Genomic DNA, 23,972 nt, shown 5'->3' with positions numbered 1-23,972 from the left:
CATGGAGACCCCTGCGAAGGGCACGAACCCCGTTGACTGGCCGGCGCTTGAAGCGGCCGCAGTGGCCGCCATGCACAACGCCTACGCGCCGTACTCGAAGTTCCATGTCGGGGCCGCGGCCCTTACCGACGACGGACGCATCGTCAGCGGCTGCAACGTGGAGAATGCCAGCTACGGACTGTCACTCTGCGCCGAATGCGCGCTGGTAGGCAACCTGCACATGACGGGAGGCGGTTTGCTTCGCGCCTTCTATTGCGTGGACGCCTCCGGCCACGTGCTGATGCCGTGCGGCCGCTGCCGCCAGTTGCTCTATGAGTTCCGCGCTCCCGGCATGGAGCTGATGACCACCCAAGGCATCAAGACGATGGACCAGGTGCTGCCCGATGCATTTGGCCCCCAAAACCTGGAGGACTGGACGTGACCGAAAGAACTGACGCGTTCGACGCCGTCGACATCATCCGCACCAAGCGGGATAAAGGCGTACTGAGCCCCGAGCAGATCGACTGGACGATCGACGCCTACACCCGCGGTGCAATAGCCGACGAACAGATGGCGGCACTGAACATGGCCATCCTGCTGAACGGCATGAACCGGGCGGAGATATCCCGCTGGACCGCTGCCATGATTGCCTCGGGGGAGCGGATGGACTTCTCCGGCCTGCGGCGGCCCGACGGCGGTGTGAAGGCTACGTCCGACAAGCACTCCACCGGCGGCGTGGGCGACAAGATCACCCTCCCGCTGGCGCCGCTCGTAGCCGTTTTTGGCGTGGCGGTACCACAGCTGTCCGGCCGCGGCCTGGGCCACACTGGCGGCACGCTGGACAAACTGGAGTCGATTCCCGGCTGGCGGGCAGACCTGAGTAACGACGAGATGATGGCCCAGCTCCAGGATGTAGGCGCCGTGATTTGCGCCGCAGGTGCCGGGCTGGCGCCTGCGGACAAAAAACTCTACGCCCTCCGGGACGTCACGGGCACCGTCGAAGCCATCCCGCTGATCGCCTCCTCGATCATGAGCAAGAAGATCGCCGAAGGCACGGGCTCGCTGGTCCTCGACGTCAAGGTGGGAAGCGGCGCGTTTATGAAGGACGAGGCCCAAGCCCGGGAACTGGCAGAGACCATGGTGGCCCTCGGGAAGGATGCCGGCGTCAATACCGTGGCGCTGCTCACCAACATGGGCACGCCCCTGGGCCTCACCGCCGGCAACGCCATCGAGGTGCAGGAATCCGTGGAGGTGCTGGCCGGCGGCGGGCCGGAAGACGTCGTCGAACTCACAGTCCGGCTGGCGGAGGAGATGCTGGCTTGCGCCGGCGTCCACGACGCCGACCCCCGGGCCGCGCTGAAGGATGGCCGGGCCATGGACGTCTGGGACCGCATGGTCCAGGCCCAAGGAGGGGATCCCCGGGCCAAGCTGCCGGTGGCCAAGGAATCGGAAGTCATCTACGCACCCGCGGACGGCGTGCTCGTTGAACTCGACGCACTGTCGGTGGGTGTTGCGGCCTGGCGCCTTGGCGCCGGACGTGCCCGCAAGGAGGACCTCGTCCAGGCCGGTGCCGGCGTCCGGATGCATGCCAAGCCGGGAGCCGTGGTGCGCGCAGGCGAACCGCTGATGACGCTGCTCACGGACACTCCGGAGAAGTTCGCGCGCGCCAAGGAAGCACTGGAGCACGCGGTGGTGATCGCTCCGGAGGGTTCCCGTCCGGCCCAACAGCTCATCATCGACCGAATAGCATAGGGACAATGCAGGCCATCAATGATTTCATCCTCGCCGCCGCCGGGCAGCCCTGGGTGCTGTTCCTCGTTCTGGCCTGCTGCGTCATTGATGGTTTCTTTCCCCCGATACCCAGTGAATCCGTAGTGGTGGGACTGGCAGCAGTGGCCGCCACCGCGGATGTCCCCAACCCCTGGCTGCTGATGCTGGTTGCAGGCCTCGGCGCCTTCTCGGGCGACAACATCGCCTACGCCATCGGGCGGAGGGTCGGGACACACCGCTGGTCCTGGATGCGCGGCCCCCGCATGCAAAGCGCCTTCCGCTGGGCAGGTGGGGAACTGCGGAAACGGCCTGCGTCGCTGATCCTGGTAGCCCGGTTCGTGCCGATCGGCCGCGTGGCAGTGAACCTCACCGCCGGCGTGACGCACTATCCGCGGCTGCGGTTCATCAGCCTGACCGTACTCTCGGCTACCCTGTGGGCCAGCTATTCGGTGGGCATCGGGCTGTTCTTCGGGCAGTGGTTCGAGGATAACCACCTGCTGGGCGCAGTCATCGCCATCGTCTGTGCCGTAGCACTCGGCATCGTTGTAGACCTCGTCATCAACCGCATCCGCGGGAGGGTGCCGGTGGTGGAACGGATGAAGGACCCCGAAGCCTCGGCCGACGGCGGGACTCCACCCAAGGACTGACGCGGCACCTTGCCGATATCAGCCCGCAGGACGACGACGGAACGGCCCGCCTGCCGCTAGGTTTGGAAGCGTACTTCCACGGCCGGGACGTAGCGAACGACGCCCTGGCCGTGGGACACTGAAGAGCGATTTCCGTCACTTTTGGCTGCGTCATTTTTTCGTCTAGGAGCAAGACCCGCGTGGAGTTTATCAATGAGGCCGTGCTCCATGCAGCGGGCCAGTGGTGGATTTACCCAGTTCTGCTGGTTTTCTTTTTTGTGGACGGCTTCGCGATGGTGGTCCCCAGTGAGACCCTCATCGTTGCGCTGGCAGCTTTTTCCCGCCACGGTGGGGAGCCCAACCTGTGGATCCTGGGCGTCACCGCACTGATCGGTGCCATCGCGGGGGACAACATGGCTTTCCTCCTGGGCCGCAGGATCGGCCTGGACCGCTGGAAATGGATGCGCCGCCCGAAGGTGCAGAAGGCTTTCGGCTGGGCGAGGTATGAACTCGAAAAGCGCGGGGCGGTCCTCATCTTCACGGCCCGGTACATCCCCTGGGGCCGTGTAGCCGTGAACTATGTGGCCGGGAGCACCGGTTTTGGGCACCGCCGGTTCTTCCTGCTGGATGCCTTCGCCTGCGTTACGTGGGTGGGCTATTCGATCGGCATCGGCCTCCTTGCCAGTTCGTTCCCGTGGCTCCACCACAACCCGCTGCTGAGTGCAGGCATCGCCGTGGTGTTCGCGATCGTCCTGGGCATCGTGATCGACCACGCCCTGCGCTGGTGGCACAAGCACCTTGCCCGCAACGACGCCGAAGTCGTGGATGAATGGCTCGACGGCGGACCGGACGGGGCGCAACCCCTGCCTGCAGGGTCTGCCCCGATCCTGGCCTCCTCGTCCGGGGACCCTGAGCCTGGCACCCAGTAGCGGCTGGCGTTGCGCGTCCGCCGACCCTAAGGTTGGTACGTGACTGAGCCCATTGTTGACGCTGCCCCTGCCATCGATTTCGACCTGAAGAGCCTGCCCAAGGTTTCCCTTCACGATCACCTGGACGGCGGCCTCCGCCCCGCCACCATCATCGAGCTCGCCGAGGCCGTTGGCCACACGCTTCCCTCCGATGACCCTGTGGCACTGGGCCAATGGTTCCGTGAGTCCGCCGACTCCGGCTCGCTGGTCCGCTACCTGGAGACGTTCGACCACACGGTGGCGGTGATGCAGACCAAGGAAGGCCTGTTCCGCGTCGCCATGGAGTTCGTTGAAGACTTGGCCGACGACGGCGTGGTCTACGGCGAGGTCCGTTGGGCTCCCGAACAGCATCTTCAGAAGGGCCTATCCCTGGACGAAGCGGTGGAGGCTGTGCAGGAAGGCCTCGAAGCGGGCGTCGACGCCGTGGCCGAGACCGGCCGGGAGATCCAGGTTGGCCAGCTGATCACGGCAATGCGGCACGCGGACCGCGGCCAGGAAATTGCCGAACTCGCTGTGCGCCACCGCAATAAGGGAGCGGTCGGCTTCGACATCGCCGGCGCCGAGGACGGCTTCCTGCCTTCCCGTTTCAAGGACGCGTTCACCTACCTGGCAGAGCACAACTTCCCCGCGACGGTGCACGCCGGCGAGGCCGCCGGACTGGAGAGCATCCAGTCCGCCCTGGTCGACGGCCGGGCTCTGCGCCTTGGCCACGGCGTCCGCATCGCTGAGGACATCATGGTGGAGTTCGACGACGAAGATGACGCTGAGAGCGATGAAGACAGCATCGGCCTGGTCACCCTGGGTGACCTCTCCAGCTGGATCCGGGACCGCGGCATCGCCCTGGAGATCTGCCCCTCCTCCAACCTCCAGACGGGGGCGATTGCCGGCTTCGGCGACGGCATCGAGAGCCACCCGCTGGACATGCTCTACCAGCTCGGGTTCAACGTGACCATCAACACCGACAACCGGCTGATGAGCGGCGTCACCCTGACTGACGAGTTCGAGCTCCTGGTGGAAACCTTCGACTACGACCTCGACGACCTCCTCGAGCTCACCCTCAACGCGGCGGAGGCGTCCTTCCTGCCCCTTGAGGAGAAGGAAGCGCTAGTGGAGTACATCAACGACGCCTACGCAAACCTTGGCTGACCAGACCCCCGTTGAACGGCTGCTGATTGTCATAGCCCAGCTGCGCGAACACTGCCCGTGGATGGGCGCGCTCACCCACAGGTCCCTGGTGGAGTACCTCCTGGAGGAGTCGTTCGAGGTCGCCGAGACCATCGAGACCGGCGCAGACGACTCCGAACTCCAGGGCGAGCTCGGCGATGTGCTGCTCCAGGTGGTGCTGCACGCCCGGCTCGCCCAGGAGCGGGGAAGCTTTACGTTCGACGACGTTGCCCGCGGGCTGACGGCCAAAATGGTCCGGCGCAACCCGCACGTATTCCGGCCCGACGGCTCCCTGCAGGACAGCTTTCCGGCAACTGTCGAGGAGATTGTGCAGAAATGGGATGCCGTCAAGAGGGCTGAACGGCCAGAACGCAAGGACCCCTTCGAGGGTATTCCGCACGCGCTGCCGGCCTTGGCCAAGGCGCAGAAGGCGCTGGACCGGGCAGCCCGATCCGGGTCTCCACATGCTCGATCCCCGGAAGTCGAAACCCCCTCCGTGCAAACAGAAGAGGAGCTGGGCGAGTTGCTGCTCGCCGTTGTCGGCTCCGCACGCAGTCAGGGATTCGACGCCGAACGTGCCCTTCGGGGCGCTGTCCGGCGCTACCAGGCCGCTTATGAGGGCAGCAACGCGCCTTCATGACGTCCGGGGGTTGGATAGGTTTCCGTAACCTCCACCACTCTCGACTACTCTTGTCCCTGACGAGGACGTCGAGTTTTCCGCTAATTTTCCGCTGTCAGACTCCCAGTTATCGCCCATAAGGAGCATATTCATGGCGCTTATCGATGCCATCCACGCCCGCGAGATCCTCGATTCCCGTGGCAACCCGACCGTAGAAGTTGAAGTCCTGCTTTCCGATGGCCAGATCGGCCGCGCGGCAGTTCCCTCCGGTGCCTCCACCGGTGAGCACGAGGCTGTTGAGCTCCGTGACGGAGACAAAGGCCGTTACCTCGGCAAGGGTGTCCAGAAGGCCGTTGACGCCGTTATCGACCAGATCGCTCCGGCCCTGACCGGCTTCGACGCCACTGACCAGCGCAGCATCGACCAGGCCATGATCGACCTGGACGGCACCGCCAACAAGGGCAAGCTGGGCGCCAACGCCATCCTCGGCGTCTCCCTCGCCGTCGCGAACGCAGCTGCAGCCTCCGCTGACCTGCCGCTGTACAAGTACCTGGGCGGTCCGAACGCCCACGTGCTGCCCGTGCCGCTGATGAACATCCTCAACGGTGGCTCACACGCCGACTCCGACGTCGACATCCAGGAATTCATGGTTGTCCCGCTGGGTGCCGAAACCTTCTCCGAGGGGCTCCGCTGGGGCGTTGAGGTCTACCACGCCCTCAAGGCCGTCCTGCAGGAAAAGGGCCTCTCCACCGGCCTCGGCGACGAGGGTGGCTTCGCACCGAACCTGCCGTCCAACCGTGCAGCGCTGGACCTGATCCAGGAAGCCATCAAGAACGCCGGCTACACCCCGGGCCAGGACATCGCCCTGGCACTGGACGTCGCCTCCTCCGAGTTCTTCACCGACGGTGCTTACCAGTTCGAAGGCAAGGCACTGTCCGCCACCGAGATGAGCGCCTACTACGCCGAGCTCGTCGCCGACTACCCGTTGGTTTCCATCGAGGACCCGCTTGACGAGAACGACTGGGAAGGCTGGAAGACCCTCACCGACACCATCGGTGACAAGGTCCAGCTCGTTGGCGATGACCTCTTCGTCACCAACCCGTCCATCCTGCAGCGTGGCATCGACACCAAGACGGCTAACTCGCTGCTGGTGAAGGTCAACCAGATCGGTTCACTGACCGAGACGCTGGACGCCGTCAGCCTGGCCCAGCGCGCCGGTTACACCACCATCACCTCGCACCGCTCCGGCGAGACCGAGGACACCACCATCGCTGACATCTCGGTGGCCACCAATGCAGGCCAGATCAAGACCGGCGCTCCGGCCCGCTCCGAGCGTGTGGCCAAGTACAACCAGCTGCTGCGCATCGAAGAAGAACTCGACGACGCTGCCCGCTACGCCGGCCGCAGCGCGTTCCCGCGTTTCAAGGGCTAGTAGCCGCATAAACAACTGACCGGTGGTTATGGTTGAAAGACCATAGCCACCGGTTTTTGTTTCGCCGGGCTGTCCACCCGGCATAGTTTTGTTCAGCCGCGGGTTGTCCCGCGCAGACAGTTGCTGCCGCAGCAGGCCGCACGTTTCAGGAGTGTCATGGCTACCCGCCGTCCCAAAGTTCCCAGGGCCGCCACTCGGCCGCCAGCCACCACGGAGCCAGCCAAGGAAGCCGCGGGGAAAGCTGAGGTCATCCGGGCCGATTTCGGCGGGACCAAGGACAAAGTGGCCTCTGCCAAAAGCGCCGCCCCAGCAAACAGGGACACTCAGGCGCCGGCGACGAAGACGCGGGGGAGCGGCGTCCACCTTCCTGGCAAGGGCGGAACGCGGAAGGGCGGCCCCGCCAGGGATGCGGCACACGACGACGGCCATCCGGTCCCGGCCAAGGCCTTCTCCGGGCGGATGCTCGCGCTGGCCGTGGTCATGATTGCGATCACCATCATGCTGGCGCCCACGGTGAAGATCTTCTTCGACAAAAGGGCCGAAATCGCCGCCCTGAATGCCGACATTGCGGCCAGCCAGGCACAGCAGGACACCCTCCGGCAACAGGTTTCGCGGTGGCAGGACCCCAACTACGTGAAACAACAGGCCCGCGACCGCATTAACATGGTTATGCCGGGTGAGACCGGCTACTGGGTATTCGGCAGCGACTTGCCGGCCGGTAGCAGCAGCAGCCAGTCCGCTGCTGCAGCACAAGACCCCGCCGATCTGCCGTGGGTGGATTCCCTGTGGGAGTCCATCAGGCGTGCGGCCACAGACTGAACCAATAGAGGAAGGATGGCCGCGCCAGTGGAAGAAAACACGGCAACTGCGCCGGAGAAGTCCCGCCAGCCATCAGCGCACGATCTCGAAGTGCTTAGCCGCCAGCTGGGCAGGCCCGTCCGCGATGTTGTGGAGATCCCGGCGCGCTGCGTCTGCGGGAACCCGCTCGTGGCCGCCACCGCCCCACGGCTGGGCAACGGCACACCGTTCCCCACCACTTTCTACCTGACGCATCCCGTGATCACCTCAGCGGTCTCCCGGCTGGAGGCCGCCGGACTGATGAACGACATGAATGAGCGGCTGGCTGCCGATGAGTCGCTTGCCGCTGCCTACCGGTCGGCGCACGAAGAGTACCTGGCATCCAGGGCCGCAATTGGGGAACGCTCAGGAGTGGGCGCAGTCCCGGAGATTGACGGTATCTCCGCCGGAGGCATGCCCACCCGCGTCAAATGCCTGCACGTCCTCGTGGGGCACTCGCTGGCGGCCGGTCCGGGAGTCAACCCTCTCGGTGATGAGGCCATCGCGGACATCAGCGAATGGTGGACAGCGGACCGTTGCTATTGCGACGGCGCCTGGGACACCGCGGGCGAGGCCCCGGCCAAGGACCTGAGCAGGCACGGACCCCAAGGTCTGCCCGATATCGTTGGCCGTCCCGCACCGGTCCGCAAGTCCGCCAGCACTACGGAGGCAACACCATGAGCCGCGTCGCGGCCATCGACTGCGGGACGAATTCCATCCGCTTGCTGATCGCTGACATCGACCGCAGCAACGGGGCGGTGAAACTGGCCGATGTGGTCCGCGAGATGCGCGGTGTCCGACTGGGTGAAGGCGTGGACGCCACCGGTGAGCTCGCTCCCGCAGCCCTGGAACGCACCTTCGCGGCCACAGCTGACTATGCCCGGCTGATCCGCGACCACGGCGCCGGGAAAGTCCGCTTCGTCGCCACCTCCGCCAGCCGGGACGCGCGTAACCGCCAGGTCTTTGTGGACGGAATCCGTGACCTCCTCGGAGTCGAACCCGAGGTGATCACCGGCGATGAGGAAGCGGCGCTCTCCTTCGCCGGTGCCAGCAGTGTCCTGCCCATCCTCGACGGGGCCCAGGTATTGGTGGTTGATCTTGGCGGCGGAAGCACCGAATTCGTGCTCGGCACCGCCGACGGCGTCACCGCCGCCAAATCGGTGGATATCGGCTGCGTCAGGCTGACTGAACGCCACCTGAGGGAAGACCCGCCCACTGCTGAACAGATCGCCGCCGCGGAAGCCGACGTTGATGCCGCCATTACCAAGGCGGGACTGGATGTTCCGCTGGAACGTGCCACCGCCGTCGTCGGGGTGGCCGGATCGATCACCACCATCACAGCCCACGCGATGCGCCTGCCGGAATATTCGCCGGACGCGATCCACGGCACCGAACTGCCCATCGACGACATCCGCGGGGCGGCTACCGACCTGTTGGAGATGCCCAGGGCGCAGCGTGCCGCACTGCCGTACATGCATCCGGGCCGGGTGGACGTCATCGGCGCCGGCGGCCTTGTCTGGCGGCGCATCCTGGAACGGCTTCGCGGGCTCAGCGGCGGCCGGATCGTCACGGCCACTGCCAGCGAACACGATATTCTTGACGGTATTGCCCTGAGCATCAGCTGAGCGGCAGCAGCCAGGCAGTGTCAGTCCGACGCAGCCAGCGGCCCGAGTTCATGTCACCGACCATGGGACCCCAAATGACCAGAGCAACAGCCCGGCTCCGCCGGACCGCCTCCGCTCTCCTGGCGATGACCCTGGCAGGAGCCAGCCTGGCTGCAGGACTTGCGGTTGCGCCTGCAGCGCAGGCCGACGCCGAGCGCGACAAACAATACTGGCTGGCCGAGTCCGGCATCACGAAGGCCTGGGAGGTCTCGAAGGGTTCCGGCGTGAAGGTCGCTGTGATCGACAGCGGCGTGGACGGCCAACATCCCGACCTCAAGGGAGCCGTCGCCGGGGGCTACGATGCATCGGGGGCCGGAAATCCGGACGGGCAGAAGAGCATCGGCGCCAAGCCGGAACACGGGACGCTGGTAGCCACGATGCTGGCCGGCCGCGGCCATCAGCCGGCAGGCTCCACCGCCAGTCCAAGCCCTGCCCCCTCCGGTGCCGGACCGGCCGGAATCGTGGGCGTTGCCCCTGAGGCGCAGATCCTGTCAGTGTCCACCTGGCTGGGTTCCGCCAACCCTGCCGGGAAGAGCGATCAGGACCAGATCCCCGAAGCCGTCCGCTGGGCCGTGGACAACGGCGCCAAGGTCATCAATATTTCCCTGGGCAGCACCACGCCCCAGTGGCCACAGAGCTGGGATGCGGCGTTCCTGTATGCGGAGCAGAAGGATGTCGTTATCGTGGCCGCCGCCGGAAACCGGGTGGGCGGTAACCTCCAGGTCGGTGCACCGGCAACTATTCCGGGCGTGCTAACGGTGGCCGGGCTGGACCGCAAGGGTGTGGCAAGCGTCGACTCGTCCTCGCAGGGGATCAGCATCGGTGTGGCGGCCCCGGCGGAAAACCTGCTCGGGGGGATGCCCGGCGGCGGCTACGCCGAATGGGCAGGCACCTCCGGCGCGACTCCCATTGTGGCCGGAGTCGCTGCCCTGATCCGGTCGAAGTGGCCGGAGATGAGCGCAAAACAAGTCATCAACCGGATCGTCACCACCGCGAAGGACGCCGGCGCACCGGGCAAGGACCCGCTGTACGGGTTCGGCGTCCTCAACGCCGAGGCCGCGTTGAAGGATTCAGTTCCCGAAGCCGCCAGCAACCCGCTGGGCTCCATCTCGGACTGGATCCGTGTGCATCGCCGCGGCAACCTGTCAACGCCCGCGCCAGTGCCCACCACCGACGTCCCCAGCGCAGTACCCACCTTGCCCGAGGCCACAGTGCCCGCCGCAGAGGCTCCGTCGCAGCGTGACTCCGCCCTCGGCGCCGCCGTCGTTATTGGGTTCGCCGTGCTTTTTGTGGTCATCATCGCGGCAGCCGCGATCCAGCTGCGGAGGGCCGCCCGCAATCCCCGCCTGGCCCATGAAGAACCCGATACCGGGGTCCTGGACGCCGTCGATTCGGGAGGCAAGCCATAGCCGGGCGGTAGTTAGTGAAGATTTTCACAAAGTACTGTATTCTTAAACCATGGCAACCACCCCAGAGCTCCAGGACCGTCCCAGGGTACTCGTCGTCGGCGGCGGGTACGTCGGCCTGTACGTAGCACTCAAACTGCAGAAGAAGATCGCGAATGCCGGTGGCATCGTCACCCTCGTTGATCCACTGCCCTACATGACCTACCAGCCGTTCCTCCCCGAGGTAGCAGGCGGCAACATCGAAGCCCGCCACGCCGTGGTCTCCCACCGCCAGCACCTCAAGCAGACTGAACTGATTCAGGGCCGCGTCACCTCGATCGACCACGCCAACCGCACCGCCGTTGTGGCTCCCACGGACGGCGGCGAGAACTTCGAGGTTCCCTACTTCGACGTCGTCATGGCCGCAGGCGCCATCACCCGCACCTTCCCCATCAAGGGCCTCGCGGACAAGGGCATCGGCCTGAAGACCATCGAAGAGGCTGTGGCCCTTCGCAACAAGGTGCTGGAGCGCATTGAAGCAGCATCCACCATCACCGATCCCGCAGCACGCGCCAAGGCACTGACCTTCGTGGTGGTGGGCGGCGGCTTTGCCGGTATCGAGTGCATCACCGAGATGGAAGACCTCGCCCGCGCGGCGGTCAGGAACAACCCCCGCATCAAGCAGGAGGAAATCCGCTTCGTCCTGGTCGAGGCCATGGGACGCATCATGCCCGAGGTAACGGCCAAGCAGGCCGAATGGGTTGTGGAGCACCTCCGCAGCCGCGGCATCGAGGTCCTGCTGAACACCTCCCTGGACAATGCCGAGGGCTCCATCAAGCTCATCAACCTCCCGGACAAGACGCCGGCGCAGGACTTCGAAGCAGACACCCTGGTCTGGACTGCCGGCGTGCAGGCCAACCCGATGGTCCGCTCCACCGACTTCCCGCTCGAGCCGCGCGGCCGCGTCCGCACCCTTCCTGACCTGCGCATCGGTGGGGACGAGGGAATCGTCGAGAACGCCTGGGCCGCCGGCGACATCGCAGCCGTACCGGACCTCACGGGCAGTGGCCTGCCGGACGGTACGTGCGTTCCGAACGCCCAGCACGCCCTTCGCCAGGCCAAGCGACTCGCGAAGAACCTGTGGGCTTCCCGCTGGGACAAGCCGCTGAAGGACTACAAGCACAAGAACCTCGGTGCCGTGGCCGGCTTCGGCGAATGGAAGGGTGTTGCGAACATCAACCTCGTCGGCAGCATCGGCCTCAAGGGCGGTCTGGCCTGGCTCGCCCACCGTGGATACCACGGCATGGCAATGCCCACGTTCGAGCGCAAGTTCCGGGTGATCTTCAACTGGATCATCAGCTTCTTCGCGGGCCGCGACACCACGCAGCTGATCGACCTCGACAACCCCCGTGGCGCCTTCGTCGCAGCGGCCACACCGGCCCCCAAGCCAGCCGCAGCCCCTGCTGCGCCTGCTGGTTCGCCGGCTGACGCGCCGCTGCCCGGTGCCCCAGGATCCGCGGAGAAGACCAAGGTCGACCCCCAGAAACCAGTCACTGCTGACGCCAAGTAGCTCGCGCGTCCCGGGCCACACGGTCCAACGCCCGACGGCGGCTGTCCCCAGCGAGGGGATGGCCGCCGTTTGCGTTGGTGGGCACTCCCGGAGTGCCCTGGCCGTCCGGACGGTCCGTCCTCATAGACTGGGCACCATGACTGGTGAAATGAACCTCCAGACCCTGCTGGCCTCCCTTCACCCGGTGGTACGCCAGGGGGAGTATGTCTACGTCCTGTGGCCCCACGGCAGGCCACTCGCCGCCGGAATCGAAGCCGCGGTGCGTGAGGCTGAAGGACTCACAGTGGTCCTTCCCCGGGAAGAGGCGGACCGCCTGGGCCTGGCCTATGACTTCGTGGCGGCGTGGATCACCCTGGAGGTGCATTCAGAGCTTGAGGCAGTGGGCCTGACTGCCGCCGTCGGAAAGGCACTGACCGAGGCGCGGATCAGCTGCAACGTGCTCGCCGGGTTCCATCATGACCACCTGCTGGTACCGGTCGCCGACGCGGCCCGTGCTCTCGAAGTCGTGGCCGAGCTGTCTGCAGAGAGCCGCCACCAGCCCAGACCGGAGCTTGTGCTGCGCAACGAAACGGAGGCTGACCGGGCCGCGATCCTGGCATTGACGGCAGAGGCCTTCGCCGTCTCGCCGGCCACCGGCCTGCCTGCGGAGGGAGAACCTGTTGAAGTGGAACTGCTCCGCCAGTTGTTCAAATGCGAGGAGTACCTGCCGGAATTCAGCATTGTGGGCGTCCTGGACGGCGAGGTTGTTGGCCACGTTATCAGTACGCGTGGATGGGTGGCCGGGCATGAGCTGCTGGGGCTCGGGCCGATTGGGGTGACGCCCAGGCTTCAGCGGCACGGCATTGGGAGCGCACTGATGAATGAGACCATCGCGCGGGCCAACGCTGCGGGGGAGAGCGGCATCGCGCTGCTTGGCAGCACCGACTACTACCCACGCTTCGGCTTTGTGCCGGCTACTTCCCTCGGTGTCCTGCCTCCCGAAGAGGCTTGGGCGGACAACTTCCAGCTCCTGCCGCTGGCGGTGTGGCCGGGGGGAGTTCATGGCACGTTCCGGTATGCCGCGCCCTTCGACCGGATGTGACGAGATACCATTGACCGGGCGCCCCAGTAGCCCAATTGGCAGAGGCAGCGGACTTAAAATCCGCGTGTTGCGAGTTCGAGTCTCGCCTGGGGCACAACTTCTCCCAATATCGCCGTCATTCTGCGCTGCGTAGCGTGTCTTCCTTGACCTCTGCGGACTGCCCGGTCCGGAGATTTCGCATATGCAACGACTGTTATAAGGATGTGACCTCAGTCACTTATATCCGCCTTGGATATGCACTAGCTTGAAAGTTAAATCAGGAACACCTGATCATCCGCATCAAAGGCCGTTCGCACCTTTCGATCCAGGAGATTGTCAATGATTTCACTTTCCCCGGCGGCACCCCGTATCGCAAAGCTCACAGCGCTTAGCGTCGGCGTCGCCTTTCTGGCTACAGCTTGTGGTGGTACCTCCACGCCGAGCTCGACGGAAACCACCACCGCACCTCAGGGCGCAATCTCTTGCCCGGCGGGTTCCGGTGCTGGCGCCAGCACCTCAGCCGCGGCAGCTCCCACGGGCGCTGTTCCGCCTTCCACAACCACCACGGACGCGCCGTTGAAGCTCGGCTCGCTCCTGCCCACGACCGGCAACCTGGCATACCTTGGCCCCCCCGAAATCGCTGGTGTTAACCTCGGCGTTCAGGAGGTCAACGCAGCAGGCGGTGTTCTGGGTAAGCCAGTGGAAGTTATCCATCGCGACTCCGGCGACACCAAAACCGACATCGCCACGCAGTCCACTACGGCGCTGCTTGGTCAGGGAGTCAGCGCGGTTATTGGCGCAGCTTCCTCTTCTGTATCCAAGACCGTGATCGGCCAGATCACCGGGGCCGGCGTGCTTCACTTCTCTCCGGCAAACACCTCGCCGGACTTCACCACCTGGGATGACAAGGGCCTGTACTGGCGCACCGCACCCTCAGACGTGGTGCAGGGCAAGGTCCTGGGCAACTACATCGCTGCCTGTGGAGCACAGACAGTCGGAATGATCGTCCTGAACGACGCCTATGGAACAGGTCTCCAGAAGAACGTCAAGGAGGCCTTCGAAGGTGCTGGCGGCAAGGTCGTTGAAGAGCAGCTGTATAACACCGGCGACTCCCAGTTCAGCGCCCAGGTGGACAAAGTCATTGCTGCCAAGCCGGACGCTATCGCCCTGATCACCTTTGACGAGGCCAAGAGCATCATTCCATTGCTGACGGGCAAGGGGATCAAGCCAACGCAGCTGTTCCTGGTGGACGGCAACACATCCGACTACAGCAAGGACTTCCAGCCCGGCACCTTGAAGGGCGCGCAGGGCACCCAGCCCGGAACGTTCGCCAAGGCGGACTTCAAGAAGTCACTTCAGGCCATCGATCCGGCGCTGAAGGACTACAACTACGCCGGCGAGTCCTACGACGCCGTCAACCTGATTGCCCTGGCCTCGGAAGCGGCTAAGAGCACCAAGGGTGCCGACATTGCCAAGCAACTGAAGGGTGTCTCCGAGGTCGGTGAGAAGTGCAACACCTTCGCTTCGTGCGTCACGTTGCTCCGCAACGGCAAGGATATTGACTACGACGGCCAGTCGGGTCCGGTAACCTTCTCCGATGCCGGTGATCCGACCGAAGCCTACATCGGTATCTACCAGTACGATGACACGAACAAGCCGCAGCCAGTCAAGGAAGAATTCGGCAAGCTGTAAGCCGAGCCTTAACTGACGCTACAACGAAGGCCCCCGTCCACGGACGGGGGCCTTCGTTGTAGCCGGGCTGAGTCGGTCACAAAGAGGAGGGCCCTCGTTCAGAAAGCTCTGAACGAGGGCCCTCCGCTGTGCGCTTTACTCCACCGTGTCGGCGAGGGTGCCCAGGTAGAGTTGGATGACCTTGGGATCCTTCATGAGCTCCCGTCCAGTGCCCGTGTAGGCATCCCTGCCCTGGTCCAGGACGTAGCCCCGGTCGCAGATCTGAAGGCATCGCCGGGCGTTCTGTTCCACCATAATGACGGAGACGCCTGCCCTGTTGATCTCATGGACCCGCAGGAACGTCTCATCCTGCTTGACGGGGGAGAGGCCGGCGGATGGCTCGTCGAGCAGCAGGACGGCCGGTTCCATCATCAGTGCCCGTCCCATGGCCACCATTTGGCGTTCACCACCGGAGAGGGACCCTGCACGCTGGGCCCGCCGCTTGCCAAGCTCCGGAAACAGGCTGACGACGAACTCAAACCGTTTGGAGAAGTCCTTGGGCCGCTGGAACATCCCCATCTGCATGTTTTCCTCGATGGTGAGGGTGGCAAAGACGTTGTTGTTCTGCGGCACGAAGCCCACGCCCTGGGTGACCAGCTTGTTGGCTTTTAGCCCTGTGATGTCCTTCCCGCGGACAACTACGTTGCCGGAATGGACTTTCACCAAGCCGAACATGGCCTTGAGCAGCGTCGACTTGCCTGCCCCGTTGGGTCCGATGATGCCGATCAGTTCGCCCTTCCGGGCTTCGATGCTGCAACCATTGAGGATGTTCACACCCGGAAGGTAACCGGCCACAAGGTCGGTTACCCTGACGACGACGTCATCCGCCGGCGCTGTCGTGGTGGAAGGGGCAGCGCTGGTGGCACTCATTCTTTGTCCTTGTCTGTGGTGCCAGCTTCTCTCAGGCCGGACTCGGGCGAAAGGGGTTCATCGGCGGCCGGAGCCTGGTGGGCTTCCGGGCTGAGGTCGGGTTGCTTAAGGTCTGCGTCTTTGGCCTCGGTGGTCACTGCATCAACAGCGATGATGCCAGCGTTTTCCGTACCCACAATCGATTCCTCGTCGGCTTCAAGTACTGCTTCGAGTTCCCTGATGCCTTCAGTGTCACCAAGATCGACGTCGTGGTGGGCTCCCAGGTAAGCGTCAATAACAGCAGGGTTCTTCATAACATCGGCAGGGGGACCCTCCGCCACAATCTTCCCCTCGGCCATGACAACAACCCAGTCGGCAATGTGCCTGACCATGTTCATATCGTGTTCCACGAACAACACGGTCATACCTTCAGCCTTGAGGTTCTTGATGTGGTCCAGCAGCGACTGCGTCAAAGCCGGGTTGACGCCGGCCATCGGTTCGTCCAGCATCACCAGCTTGGGCCGGACCATCAGGGCACGCGCCATTTCGAGCAGCTTGCGCTGGCCGCCTGACAGTGAAGCCGCGTAGTCATCTTTCTTGACGTCGAGCTTGAACTTCTCCAGCAGGACGTCCGCCTGGGCCGTAATTTCCTTCTCCCGGCCGCCCCAAATCCCCTTGAACAGTGCCTTCGACAGCCGTTCGCCGGGCTGGCTGGAGCCGCCAAGGCGCATGTTTTCCATAACGGTGAGCTTGCCCATGACTTTGGTGAGCTGGAAAGTGCGCACCATGCCCATGCGGGCCAGCTTGTACGAGGAGACACCCTCGATGTTCTTTCCTTCAAACTGCCATTTGCCGGAGTTGGGCGTATCGAAGCCGGTAAGGAGGTTAAAGAGGGTCGTTTTGCCTGCCCCGTTGGGGCCGATCAGCGCGGTGATTTTGTGCCGTGGGATCTCCAGGTACTGGACGTCGACGGCGTTGATGCCGCCGAAGGTTCGGGTGACGTTCTCGGCCACCACGATGGGGTCCCTCTTCTTGCAGCCCGGGGCTATGTCCCCGGCGGCAATCGGACTGGTGTCAGTCATATAGTCGATGGCTGCGTCGTTGTGTGCTGTGCTGTGTACATTTTCATTCATTGAATGTGCACCGTGACTCATGCGAATGCCAGCTCCTTCTTATTGCCAAAGACGCCCTGCGGCCTGAAGATCATCAACAGCATCAGGGCGATGCCAACAAGGATAAAGCGCAGCTGGCCCGCCTGGACTGTGGTCAGCCAGGTCACCGCGCCGGATTCAATAAGGCCGGACAGGATGCCCTGTGTCAGGGACAAGACCACCCAGAAGATCATGGCGCCGATAACAGGCCCCAGGACGGTGGCCATGCCGCCCAGCAGGAGGCATGTCCAGAGGAAAAACGTCAGCTCGGTGCCATAGTTCGCGGGCTGGACTGCGCCGCGCGGAAGTGTGAACACCATGCCGGCGAGGGCGCCGAGGACACCGCCGATGATCAGCGCCTGCATCTTGTAGGCATAGACGTTCTTGCCAAGGGAACGGACAGCGTTCTCGTCTTCCCGGATGCCCTTGAGCACACGCCCCCAGGGGCTGCGCATCAACAGCCAGATGACAAGGCAGCATACGACCACCAAGGTCCAGGCCACGACCCGGATGAAGAAGTCGCGGTTATTCATGCCCAGGTAGGACCCTTCGGGGAAAGGGTTCATGGAATAGAACCCACCCTCAAAGGCACCCAGGCCGTCTGCCGAACCTGTCACTGCATCCATCTGGTTGGTGGTTACGACGTAGCGGACAATTTCGGCTGCGGCGATAGTAACGATGGCCAAGTAGTCAGCCCTTAGCCGCAGGGTGGGGATCCCCAGCAGCAGGGCAAACAGACAGGAACTGACGACCGCGATGAGCAGACCAACAAAGAATGGCACCCCGAAAGACAACGTCGAGATGGCAAAGCCATAGGCGCCCACTGCCATGAAGCCGGCCTGCCCAAAGTTCAGCAGGCCGGAGTAGCCGAAGTGAACGGCCAGTCCGAGGGCTGCAAGGGCATAGGCAGCCGTTGTCGGGCTGAATATTTCGCTGGCAGCGCTGGAGAAAACGAATCCGTAGTCCATGGCGGCCTCCTAACCCACACGCTCACGACGGCCCAGGATGCCCTGGGGACGAAACAAGAGGACAACAATCATGATGAACAGTGCTCCCACGAATTTCAGATCGGCGGCGAGGCCGAAGACGGTGGTCAGTTCCACGAAAATACCGACGATGAGTGACCCGATCAGGGCCCCGAATACAGTCCCGAGGCCACCCAGGGTGACGCCGGCGAAGATCAACAGCAGGATTTGCGAGCCCATGTCGAACGTCACGCCGGGCCGGTAGTACGCCCACAGGATGCCGCCAAGCGACGCCAGCATTCCGCCTGCTACCCAGACGATGCGGATCACGGAGTCGACGTCGATGCCCGATGCGGCCGCCAACGCCGGGTTATCTGCCACCGCGCGCGTGGCCTTTCCCAAGCGGGTTTTGAGCAGGATGACGCCGATCAGACCTATGACAATGGCGCTAATGACGAGGGACCACAGGTTATTGGGCGAGATGGACACAGGCCCAAGCTGGATCTCGCTCGACTGGGCAAATGGCAGTTGCTGGGTGGCACCACCGAAGTAGAACTGGATGACATAGCGGGCGGCCAACGCAAGGCCGATGCTGACGATCATCATGGGGACAAGGCCCGTCCCGCGGGCGCGCAGTGGCTTCCACAGGCCTGCGTCCTGGATAAAGCCGGACAGGCCACCGATCAAGAGCGCCAGGATTCCGGCGAGCCAGAAGGGCAAGTTCATCGCGCTGAGGCCAAACATAGCTACGGCGCCCAGCGTGACCATTTCACCGTGGGCAAAGTTCGTCAGGCCTGTAGTACCGAAAATTAGTGATAGTCCCACGGACGCCAACGCCAGCAGGAGGCCGAAGCTCAGGCCAGCCACCAGGCGGTTGAGCAGGTTCTGGGCGAAGTTCTGCTCCTGGACCACAATTCCCTCGCCAAAAGTGAAGATCACCGAGAGATTGGAAGTCTGGCTGAACGAGACGTTGCGGGGGTTCTCCTGGCCCTCGGCCAGCTTGATTCCCTCGGGAAGCGTGGACTCATCCAGCTCTATTTCATAGGTGCCTTGGACGGGCACTCCGATAGTCCACGCGCCATTGGCGCCGGATTTTGTGGTTCCGGTGAAATCTCCGCTTTTGGCAGTGATGGTGACATCTGCGATGGGTGCACGTTCGTCATCCCGAAGGAATCCGCTGATGCTGTTCTGGAATACCGTCGGTGACGGGGATGGTGTCGGTGACGGTGTAGTGGCTTGCGACGCGGGCGCGACGACGAGCAGGATTGTGACAATGGCCGCGAAGATCGCGCCCACAGCCTTGAGCAATCTGCCCCGCCGCTGGTGCAACAGGCCTCTCGGTGTGCTTTTCAAAATAGAAAACCTCCGCTTGGGGGTGGTCTCGGCTGCGCCTTTGCAACCGCTGCGAACGAAGCCGGGCAGACGATGATGCGGTGCTGATATCAGCAATCGCTGCAAATCTGTGATTTTCGTCACCCGGCTTGGCCTTATGTTACAGCGCTGCAGGGACGAAAAATGCCGCCCGAAGCGGCCTTCGGGTAGCGATCAGATAACAACTGTGTAGCAGGACCTGTCTCTATCGTTAGGCTGACTAAAGAAACTTTTGTTGATCCCCGGTATTTCTTAACATTCGGTCTGCCGTGCCGGGATTGTCGTCACCGGCTTCGGACCACGTCCCATGTCACAGTTAGGTTGCTTCCCTCAAGGGCCGGGAACTTTCGGCGGCGGTGAGGCGTGGAAATTGGTAACGTGAATCATAAGGTTCAGCACCCACCCCTTACTTGGAGGACACCAGCAATGGCACTTGGCGGAAACCCGATCTTCAACGGAAAGAATTTCCGTGAAGCGACGCAGGCGCCGCCTGTCCCGCAGGCGCCTTACGGGCAGGCACCTTACGGCCAGCAGCCCTACGGCCAGCCTTATGGACAGCAGGCGTACGGCCGCGCCCCCGGCCAGGTCATGGACGGTCAGGGCGGCTACGCTGCTCAAAACATGACCAACGAGCAGCTGCAGCAGATGTACAACCAGCCGGCCGCGGGTCCCGCGGACACTGGCCGGATGACCTACGACGACGTCATCGTCAAGACGGCCGCCTGCCTTGGAGTGCTTCTCGTCGGCGCAGCGGTGACAATGTTCGTCAGCATGGGCCTCGCGAGCATGCTGATGATCGTGGGTGCCCTCGGCGGCTTCGTGCTGGCACTCGTCAACACCTTCAAGAAGCAGCCGTCACCTGCGCTGATTCTCGCGTATGCCGGCCTTGAGGGTCTCTTCCTCGGCGGTCTCACCCGCGTACTGGACACCATGTACCCGGGCGTTGGCCTCCAGGCTGTCATCGGCACCTTGTCCGTCTTCACCGTGACGCTGCTCCTGTTCAAGAGCGGCAAGGTACGGGCCACACCCAAGGCCATGAAGTTCTTCATGATCGCCCTGGTTGGCTACGCACTGTTCTCGGTGGTCAACCTCGTCATGATGATGACCGGTCTGACGACTGAGCCCTTCGGTCTGCGCAGCGGCATCATTGGTGTCGTCATCGGCATCCTGGCCATCGGCCTGGCTGCGTTCTCCCTGGTTATGGACTTCACCAGCATCGAGGCAGGGGTCCAGAGCGGCGCTCCGCAGCGCTTCTCCTGGACGGCAGCGTTCGGCCTCACGGTCACGCTGGTCTGGCTTTACGTGGAAATCATCCGCTTGCTCGCTATCCTCCGGGGCGACGACTAGCACCCAAGCCGGCAGCCGCCGTCGTACGTTAAACCTAAAAGGAGAGGGTCCCCGCCTGGTGCATATAGCACTGGCGGGGACCCTCTCCTGTTGTGTCTCTGAGCGCCTTACGAAAGGCGCATCGCTCCGGCGGCCGGGGTGACGGTAAAGATGTCGGGAGCCTTGTGCCCGGCCTCGGAAAAGGCGCGTTCGACGGCGGCGCGCACCTGCTGCTCCACCTCTGCCGGGGTGAGGGCAATGGCGGCCCCGCCGAAACCGCCCCCGGTCATCCGGGCTCCGATAGCCCCGTTGGCGCGGGAGATGTCCACGGCCAGATCCAGTTCCGGGCAAGAGATCTCGAAATCGTCCCGCATGGAGGCGTGGCTGGCGTCCAGCAGGGCGCCGATGGAACCCGGGCCCTCGCTGGCCAGCAGCTCGACGGTCTGCAGCACACGGTCGTTCTCGGTGACCACGTGGCGCACGCGCCGGTAGGTGACCTCGTCCAGAAGCCCGGCTGCTTCCTCAAGGTCCGCCACGTGGACGTCCCGGAGCGCTTTGACGCCCAAGACCTGAGCACCCAATTCGCAGGAGGCCCGGCGTGAGGCGTAACCGCCGTCGGCGTGGGAGTGGGAAACTTTGGTGTCGATCACCAGCATCACCAGCCCGGATTGCTCGGCTTCAAAAGGAACCAGCTGGACGCTCTGGTCGCGGCAGTCCAGAAAGACGGCGTGGCCCTTGGATCCGCGCAGGGACGCAGACTGGTCCATGATGCCCGTGGGGGCGCCCACAAAGTCGTTCTCTGCGCGCTGGGTGGCGAGGACCATCTCCTCCGGTTCCAGTCCGGCTCCCGTGATGTCGTTGAGCGCTGAGATGACTGCGCACTCGATCGCGTGCGACGAGGACAGGCCTGCGCCGAGCGGAACGTTGGAATCGAGGAGCAGGTCCAGTCCCGGGACCGCGATGCCGCGCTGCTGAAGGGCCCAGATGACACCGAGGGGATACTTCGTCCAGCCCTTGGCCGAGGCGGCTGCGATGGTGCCAAGATCGGCATTGACTACGCCCTGGTCACCGTACGTGGACAGGAGCCGGATGGCGCTGTCCGGCCGGACTGCCACGGCCACCCTGGCAGTCTTGTCGATGGCGAAAGGAAGCACGAAGCCCTCGTTGTAGTCGGTGTGCTCGCCGATCAGGTTGACGCGGCCCGGCGCCTGCCAGACGCCGTCGGGAAGCCTGCCGAACTCCCGCTCAAAGCGGGCGGCAAGGTCCGCGGCAGTGGGCGGTGCCTGGGTGGTCAGCGGGTCAGGGGCGGCGCTCACGCATGTGCTCCTTCAGGTAGGGCCCCCAGAGGGACGGCGGTAGTGGCTGCGGGCGAGGGGGTGGACGCCGGGACGGTAACGGCGCGGAGCCGCTCCGCCACGCTTTCGGGCGAGGTGTCGTTGATGAACGCGCCCATCGCGGCTTCGGAGCCTGCCAAGTACTTGAGTTTGTCGGCTGCCCTGCGCGGTGACGTCAACTGCAGGTGCAGGTAGCTGGCCGGCCGCAAAAGGTCGTCCAAGGGGGCTTGGTGCCAGGCGGAAATGTACGGGGTGGGCGTGGGGTAGAGGGCGTCGAGCCGTTTGAGCAGGTCCAGGTAAACATGCGCCAGCTCATCCTTTTCCTCGCCGCTCAAAGCTGCCAGGTCGGGTACCTGCCGGTGCGGTACCAGATGGATCTCCAACGGCCAGCGGGCAGCGAAAGGCACGTAGGCGCTGAAGTTCTCGCCCTCCATCACCATCCTGCTTCCGTCCTCCCGTTCAGCCCGAAGCAGCGACCCGGTGAGGGTCTGCCGGCCGTCGGACCCATCGTAGAACTTGCGTGCCGCCGCGCCCAGGACCCCGGCCCTCGGAGTGATGTACGGGTAGGCATATATCTGTCCGTGCGGATGGTGGAGGGTGACGCCGATGTCGGCCCCCCGGTTCTCGAACGGGAAAACCTGTTTGATTCCCGCCATCTTGCTGAGCGCCTCAGTTCGGTGCGCCCAGGCCTCCACGACTGTGCGGGCCCGCTCCTCGCCCAACCCGCTGAACGACCCCGTGTGCTCAGGGGTAAAGGACACCACCTCACAGCGTCCATACGCCGGGCCGGTGGTTCCCCATTCCGGGGCGGCCGGTATGGGACCCAGGTCCGGGCCCAGTGAAGGGAAGCGGTTTTCAAACACCACCACGTCGTAGTCCGGCGCGGGGATCTCGGAGGGGTTATTCGGTGTGGTGGGGCAGATGGGGCACTGATCTGCCGGGGGCAGGTGCGTACGCGACTGCCGGTGGGCCGCAACGGCGACCCACTCGTCCGTGAGGGCATCGAACCGTACTTCGCCTGGCTCGCCCCGCTCCGGCAGCGGCCGGTGGTCCGTGGTGGTTTCCGCCGTGCGCGGCTTCGGTGTTGCGGCGTCGTCGAAATAGATCAGCTCCCGGCCGTCGGCGAGCTTCGTACTGGTGATACCTGTCATGGGGCTTTTCCTTTGGGTACTGGTGGCTGGTACTGCCGGGGATTAGGGCTGATAACGCTGGCCGGTTCCGCATGGCCGTTACGGCTGTTCGGAAGCCGTACTGTCCGAACCTCGGAAACGGCTTTTCGGAGGGCGGCAAGGGCTCCGGTGGATGCGGCGCGGATTCCGCTGTCGGTGACCAGGATGTGCACCGCGGACAAGGGGCAGATGCCAGCCAGGCCGACGACGCCGTACTTGCTTGAGTCTGCGAGGACCACCAGGCGCGAGGACGCCCTGACCATGGCGGCATTGACCTCGGCTTCGAGAATGTTGGGCGAGGTGATCCCCGCCTGGAGATCCAGTCCGTGCGCGCCCATAAAACAGAGATCGGCGGCAATGGTGCTGACGGCCTGAACGGTCAGCGGACCAACGAGGGCCTCTGACGGTGTCCGCTCTCCGCCCAGCACGAGGGTCCGGATGCCGCTGTCCTCTCCCGTTCCTTCCCGGGCAGCAAGCGAACTGGCCACCATAACCGAGTTGGTGGCAACGGTGAGATCGAAGTTCCGGGGCAGCATCCTTGCCAGCTCAAACGTTGTGGTTCCGCCCGAAATGAGCAGCGTCATGCCGGGCCGGACCAACTTGAGTGCCTCGGCCGCGATGGCTGCCTTAGCAGGCTGGGCGAAGGCGGACTTGTTGGCGAACCCGGGTTCGAGCGCGCTGAAGCTGTCCGTTCGAGCGGCTCCTCCGTGGACCCGCAGGACCAGGCCGCCGGCATCGAGGGCGTCGATGTCGCGGCGGATGGTCATTTCCGAAACGTCGAAACGTGCGGCGAGGGTGGCCACCCGCACGGTTCCCTCGTTGTGAACCTCTTGGAGGATCAGATGCTGCCGTTGTGCTGCAAGCATCACATCCCCTTCCAAGATGGCCCGCTCAATGTCATCATCATTGTCGCATATTTAGCTCAAAAAAGAATAGTTTCAAACAAAATATAACATGGGGCGCTGTTGGGACGGCTGGCGCCATGCAATGTACGGTGGTGCC

General features: G+C 64.1%; 22 protein-coding genes and 1 tRNA gene. 16 read left to right on the top strand and 7 right to left on the bottom strand.

The genetic code is table 11. From position 1 onward, the window contains the following. Position 1 precedes the first annotated feature (1 nt). The 15 genes from ACFC25_RS13135 (at position 2) to ACFC25_RS13065 (ending at position 14,766) form a co-directional block, all read left to right on the top strand. Entirely contained in the window at positions 2–421 is a 420-nt protein-coding gene (locus ACFC25_RS13135; RefSeq protein WP_337346668.1) for a cytidine deaminase, read from the top strand. Further along, entirely contained in the window at positions 418–1,731 is a 1,314-nt protein-coding gene (locus tag ACFC25_RS13130) for a thymidine phosphorylase (protein ID WP_376045745.1), read from the top strand. The genes ACFC25_RS13135 and ACFC25_RS13130 overlap by 4 nt, the downstream gene beginning before the upstream one ends. Positions 1,732–1,736: 5 nt before the next feature. Further along, positions 1,737–2,396, top strand: coding sequence for a DedA family protein (locus ACFC25_RS13125; protein ID WP_337346666.1), 660 nt, complete (start codon positions 1,737–1,739; stop codon positions 2,394–2,396). Positions 2,397–2,575: 179 nt separating this feature from the next. Continuing rightward, positions 2,576–3,304, top strand: coding sequence for a DedA family protein (locus ACFC25_RS13120; RefSeq protein WP_337346665.1), 729 nt, complete (start codon positions 2,576–2,578; stop codon positions 3,302–3,304). A gap of 39 nt (positions 3,305–3,343) precedes the next feature. Next, entirely contained in the window at positions 3,344–4,489 is a 1,146-nt protein-coding gene (locus ACFC25_RS13115; RefSeq protein WP_376045741.1) for an adenosine deaminase, read from the top strand. A 61-nt stretch (positions 4,490–4,550) separates the two neighbouring features. Further along, positions 4,551–5,147 carry a MazG nucleotide pyrophosphohydrolase domain-containing protein gene (locus ACFC25_RS13110; protein ID WP_337346751.1) on the top strand — a complete coding sequence of 199 codons (597 nt, stop codon included), beginning with the start codon at positions 4,551–4,553 and terminating at the stop codon, positions 5,145–5,147. Between the two features lie 130 nt (positions 5,148–5,277). Beyond that, positions 5,278–6,558 carry a phosphopyruvate hydratase gene (gene eno, locus ACFC25_RS13105; protein ID WP_337346663.1) on the top strand — a complete coding sequence of 427 codons (1,281 nt, stop codon included), beginning with the start codon at positions 5,278–5,280 and terminating at the stop codon, positions 6,556–6,558. Between the two features lie 156 nt (positions 6,559–6,714). Further along, positions 6,715–7,377 (top strand): septum formation initiator family protein, encoded by a 663-nt coding sequence (locus ACFC25_RS13100; RefSeq protein ID WP_337346662.1) that lies wholly within the window; start codon positions 6,715–6,717, stop codon positions 7,375–7,377. A gap of 27 nt (positions 7,378–7,404) precedes the next feature. Next, positions 7,405–8,076 carry a DUF501 domain-containing protein gene (locus ACFC25_RS13095; RefSeq protein ID WP_376045737.1) on the top strand — a complete coding sequence of 224 codons (672 nt, stop codon included), beginning with the start codon at positions 7,405–7,407 and terminating at the stop codon, positions 8,074–8,076. Then, the gene (locus ACFC25_RS13090; protein WP_376045735.1) at positions 8,073–9,020 is read left to right on the top strand and encodes an exopolyphosphatase; all 948 of its coding nucleotides are present in this window, start codon (positions 8,073–8,075) and stop codon (positions 9,018–9,020) included. Before ACFC25_RS13095 ends, ACFC25_RS13090 begins: the two co-directional genes overlap by 4 nt. Positions 9,021–9,094: 74 nt before the next feature. Then, a complete protein-coding gene (locus ACFC25_RS13085; RefSeq protein WP_337346659.1) occupies positions 9,095–10,468 on the top strand; it encodes a S8 family serine peptidase in 1,374 nt (457 codons plus the stop codon). Positions 10,469–10,517: 49 nt separating this feature from the next. Further along, on the top strand, positions 10,518–12,014 hold the full coding sequence (locus ACFC25_RS13080) for an FAD-dependent oxidoreductase (RefSeq protein ID WP_337346658.1): 1,497 nt from the start codon (positions 10,518–10,520) through the stop codon (positions 12,012–12,014). A gap of 136 nt (positions 12,015–12,150) precedes the next feature. Next, on the top strand, positions 12,151–13,095 hold the full coding sequence (locus tag ACFC25_RS13075) for an ACT domain-containing protein (protein WP_337346657.1): 945 nt from the start codon (positions 12,151–12,153) through the stop codon (positions 13,093–13,095). Positions 13,096–13,115: 20 nt separating this feature from the next. Continuing rightward, positions 13,116–13,189, top strand: a tRNA-Leu gene (locus ACFC25_RS13070). A gap of 224 nt (positions 13,190–13,413) precedes the next feature. After that, a complete protein-coding gene (locus tag ACFC25_RS13065) occupies positions 13,414–14,766 on the top strand; it encodes an ABC transporter substrate-binding protein (RefSeq protein WP_337346656.1) in 1,353 nt (450 codons plus the stop codon). A 135-nt stretch (positions 14,767–14,901) separates the two neighbouring features. On the opposite strand, the gene ACFC25_RS13060 is transcribed toward ACFC25_RS13065, so the two are convergent. From ACFC25_RS13060 to ACFC25_RS13045, 4 genes are read right to left on the bottom strand one after another with little or no spacing between them, the layout of a single operon-like run. Continuing rightward, positions 14,902–15,675, bottom strand: coding sequence for an ABC transporter ATP-binding protein (locus ACFC25_RS13060; RefSeq protein ID WP_337346655.1), 774 nt, complete (start codon positions 15,673–15,675; stop codon positions 14,902–14,904). Next, entirely contained in the window at positions 15,672–16,787 is a 1,116-nt protein-coding gene (locus tag ACFC25_RS13055) for an ABC transporter ATP-binding protein (protein WP_337350057.1), read from the bottom strand. The genes ACFC25_RS13060 and ACFC25_RS13055 overlap by 4 nt, the downstream gene beginning before the upstream one ends. Positions 16,788–16,804: 17 nt before the next feature. Continuing rightward, positions 16,805–17,773, bottom strand: a complete 969-nt coding sequence (locus tag ACFC25_RS13050; protein ID WP_337346653.1) for a branched-chain amino acid ABC transporter permease — start codon at positions 17,771–17,773, stop codon at positions 16,805–16,807. 9 nt (positions 17,774–17,782) lie between these two features. Then, positions 17,783–19,123 (bottom strand): branched-chain amino acid ABC transporter permease, encoded by a 1,341-nt coding sequence (locus ACFC25_RS13045; protein ID WP_337346652.1) that lies wholly within the window; start codon positions 19,121–19,123, stop codon positions 17,783–17,785. Between the two features lie 444 nt (positions 19,124–19,567). On the opposite strand from ACFC25_RS13045, the gene ACFC25_RS13040 reads away from it, so the two are divergent. Further along, complete coding sequence (locus ACFC25_RS13040) at positions 19,568–20,488, top strand: Bax inhibitor-1/YccA family protein (protein WP_337346651.1); 921 nt, start codon at positions 19,568–19,570, stop codon at positions 20,486–20,488. A gap of 107 nt (positions 20,489–20,595) precedes the next feature. Here ACFC25_RS13040 and galK read toward each other — a convergent pair whose 3' ends face one another. The 3 genes from galK to ACFC25_RS13025 are packed head-to-tail and all read right to left on the bottom strand — an operon-like array spanning position 20,596 to position 23,836. Beyond that, a complete protein-coding gene (gene galK, locus ACFC25_RS13035) occupies positions 20,596–21,783 on the bottom strand; it encodes a galactokinase (RefSeq protein WP_376045727.1) in 1,188 nt (395 codons plus the stop codon). Beyond that, positions 21,780–22,952, bottom strand: a complete 1,173-nt coding sequence (gene galT / locus ACFC25_RS13030; protein ID WP_376045724.1) for a galactose-1-phosphate uridylyltransferase — start codon at positions 22,950–22,952, stop codon at positions 21,780–21,782. Before galT ends, galK begins: the two co-directional genes overlap by 4 nt. Further along, positions 22,949–23,836 (bottom strand): DeoR/GlpR family DNA-binding transcription regulator, encoded by an 888-nt coding sequence (locus tag ACFC25_RS13025; RefSeq protein WP_376045721.1) that lies wholly within the window; start codon positions 23,834–23,836, stop codon positions 22,949–22,951. Before ACFC25_RS13025 ends, galT begins: the two co-directional genes overlap by 4 nt. Between the last annotated feature and the right edge of the window lie 136 nt (positions 23,837–23,972).

This window comes from Pseudarthrobacter sp. NPDC055928 (assembly GCF_042270935.1).
Taxonomy (GTDB): Bacteria; Actinomycetota; Actinomycetes; order Actinomycetales; family Micrococcaceae; genus Arthrobacter.
Note: the sequence above shows the minus strand (reverse complement) of the source record. Positions and strands in the feature narration are given on the sequence as shown.

Coding starts and splice junctions, on each gene's coding strand:
- ACFC25_RS13135 (WP_337346668.1), top strand. CDS start 2: ATGGAGACCCCTGCGAAGGGCACGAACCCCGTTGACTGGCCGGCGCTT.
- ACFC25_RS13125 (WP_337346666.1), top strand. CDS start 1,737: ATGCAGGCCATCAATGATTTCATCCTCGCCGCCGCCGGGCAGCCCTGG.
- ACFC25_RS13110 (WP_337346751.1), top strand. CDS start 4,551: ATGGGCGCGCTCACCCACAGGTCCCTGGTGGAGTACCTCCTGGAGGAG.
- eno (WP_337346663.1), top strand. CDS start 5,278: ATGGCGCTTATCGATGCCATCCACGCCCGCGAGATCCTCGATTCCCGT.
- ACFC25_RS13100 (WP_337346662.1), top strand. CDS start 6,715: ATGGCTACCCGCCGTCCCAAAGTTCCCAGGGCCGCCACTCGGCCGCCA.
- ACFC25_RS13090 (WP_376045735.1), top strand. CDS start 8,073: ATGAGCCGCGTCGCGGCCATCGACTGCGGGACGAATTCCATCCGCTTG.
- ACFC25_RS13085 (WP_337346659.1), top strand. CDS start 9,095: ATGACCAGAGCAACAGCCCGGCTCCGCCGGACCGCCTCCGCTCTCCTG.
- ACFC25_RS13080 (WP_337346658.1), top strand. CDS start 10,518: ATGGCAACCACCCCAGAGCTCCAGGACCGTCCCAGGGTACTCGTCGTC.
- ACFC25_RS13075 (WP_337346657.1), top strand. CDS start 12,151: ATGACTGGTGAAATGAACCTCCAGACCCTGCTGGCCTCCCTTCACCCG.
- ACFC25_RS13065 (WP_337346656.1), top strand. CDS start 13,414: ATGATTTCACTTTCCCCGGCGGCACCCCGTATCGCAAAGCTCACAGCG.
- ACFC25_RS13060 (WP_337346655.1), bottom strand. CDS start 15,675: ATGAGTGCCACCAGCGCTGCCCCTTCCACCACGACAGCGCCGGCGGAT.
- ACFC25_RS13055 (WP_337350057.1), bottom strand. CDS start 16,787: ATGAATGAAAATGTACACAGCACAGCACACAACGACGCAGCCATCGAC.
- ACFC25_RS13050 (WP_337346653.1), bottom strand. CDS start 17,773: ATGGACTACGGATTCGTTTTCTCCAGCGCTGCCAGCGAAATATTCAGC.
- ACFC25_RS13040 (WP_337346651.1), top strand. CDS start 19,568: ATGGCACTTGGCGGAAACCCGATCTTCAACGGAAAGAATTTCCGTGAA.
- galT (WP_376045724.1), bottom strand. CDS start 22,952: ATGACAGGTATCACCAGTACGAAGCTCGCCGACGGCCGGGAGCTGATC.
- ACFC25_RS13025 (WP_376045721.1), bottom strand. CDS start 23,836: ATGCTTGCAGCACAACGGCAGCATCTGATCCTCCAAGAGGTTCACAAC.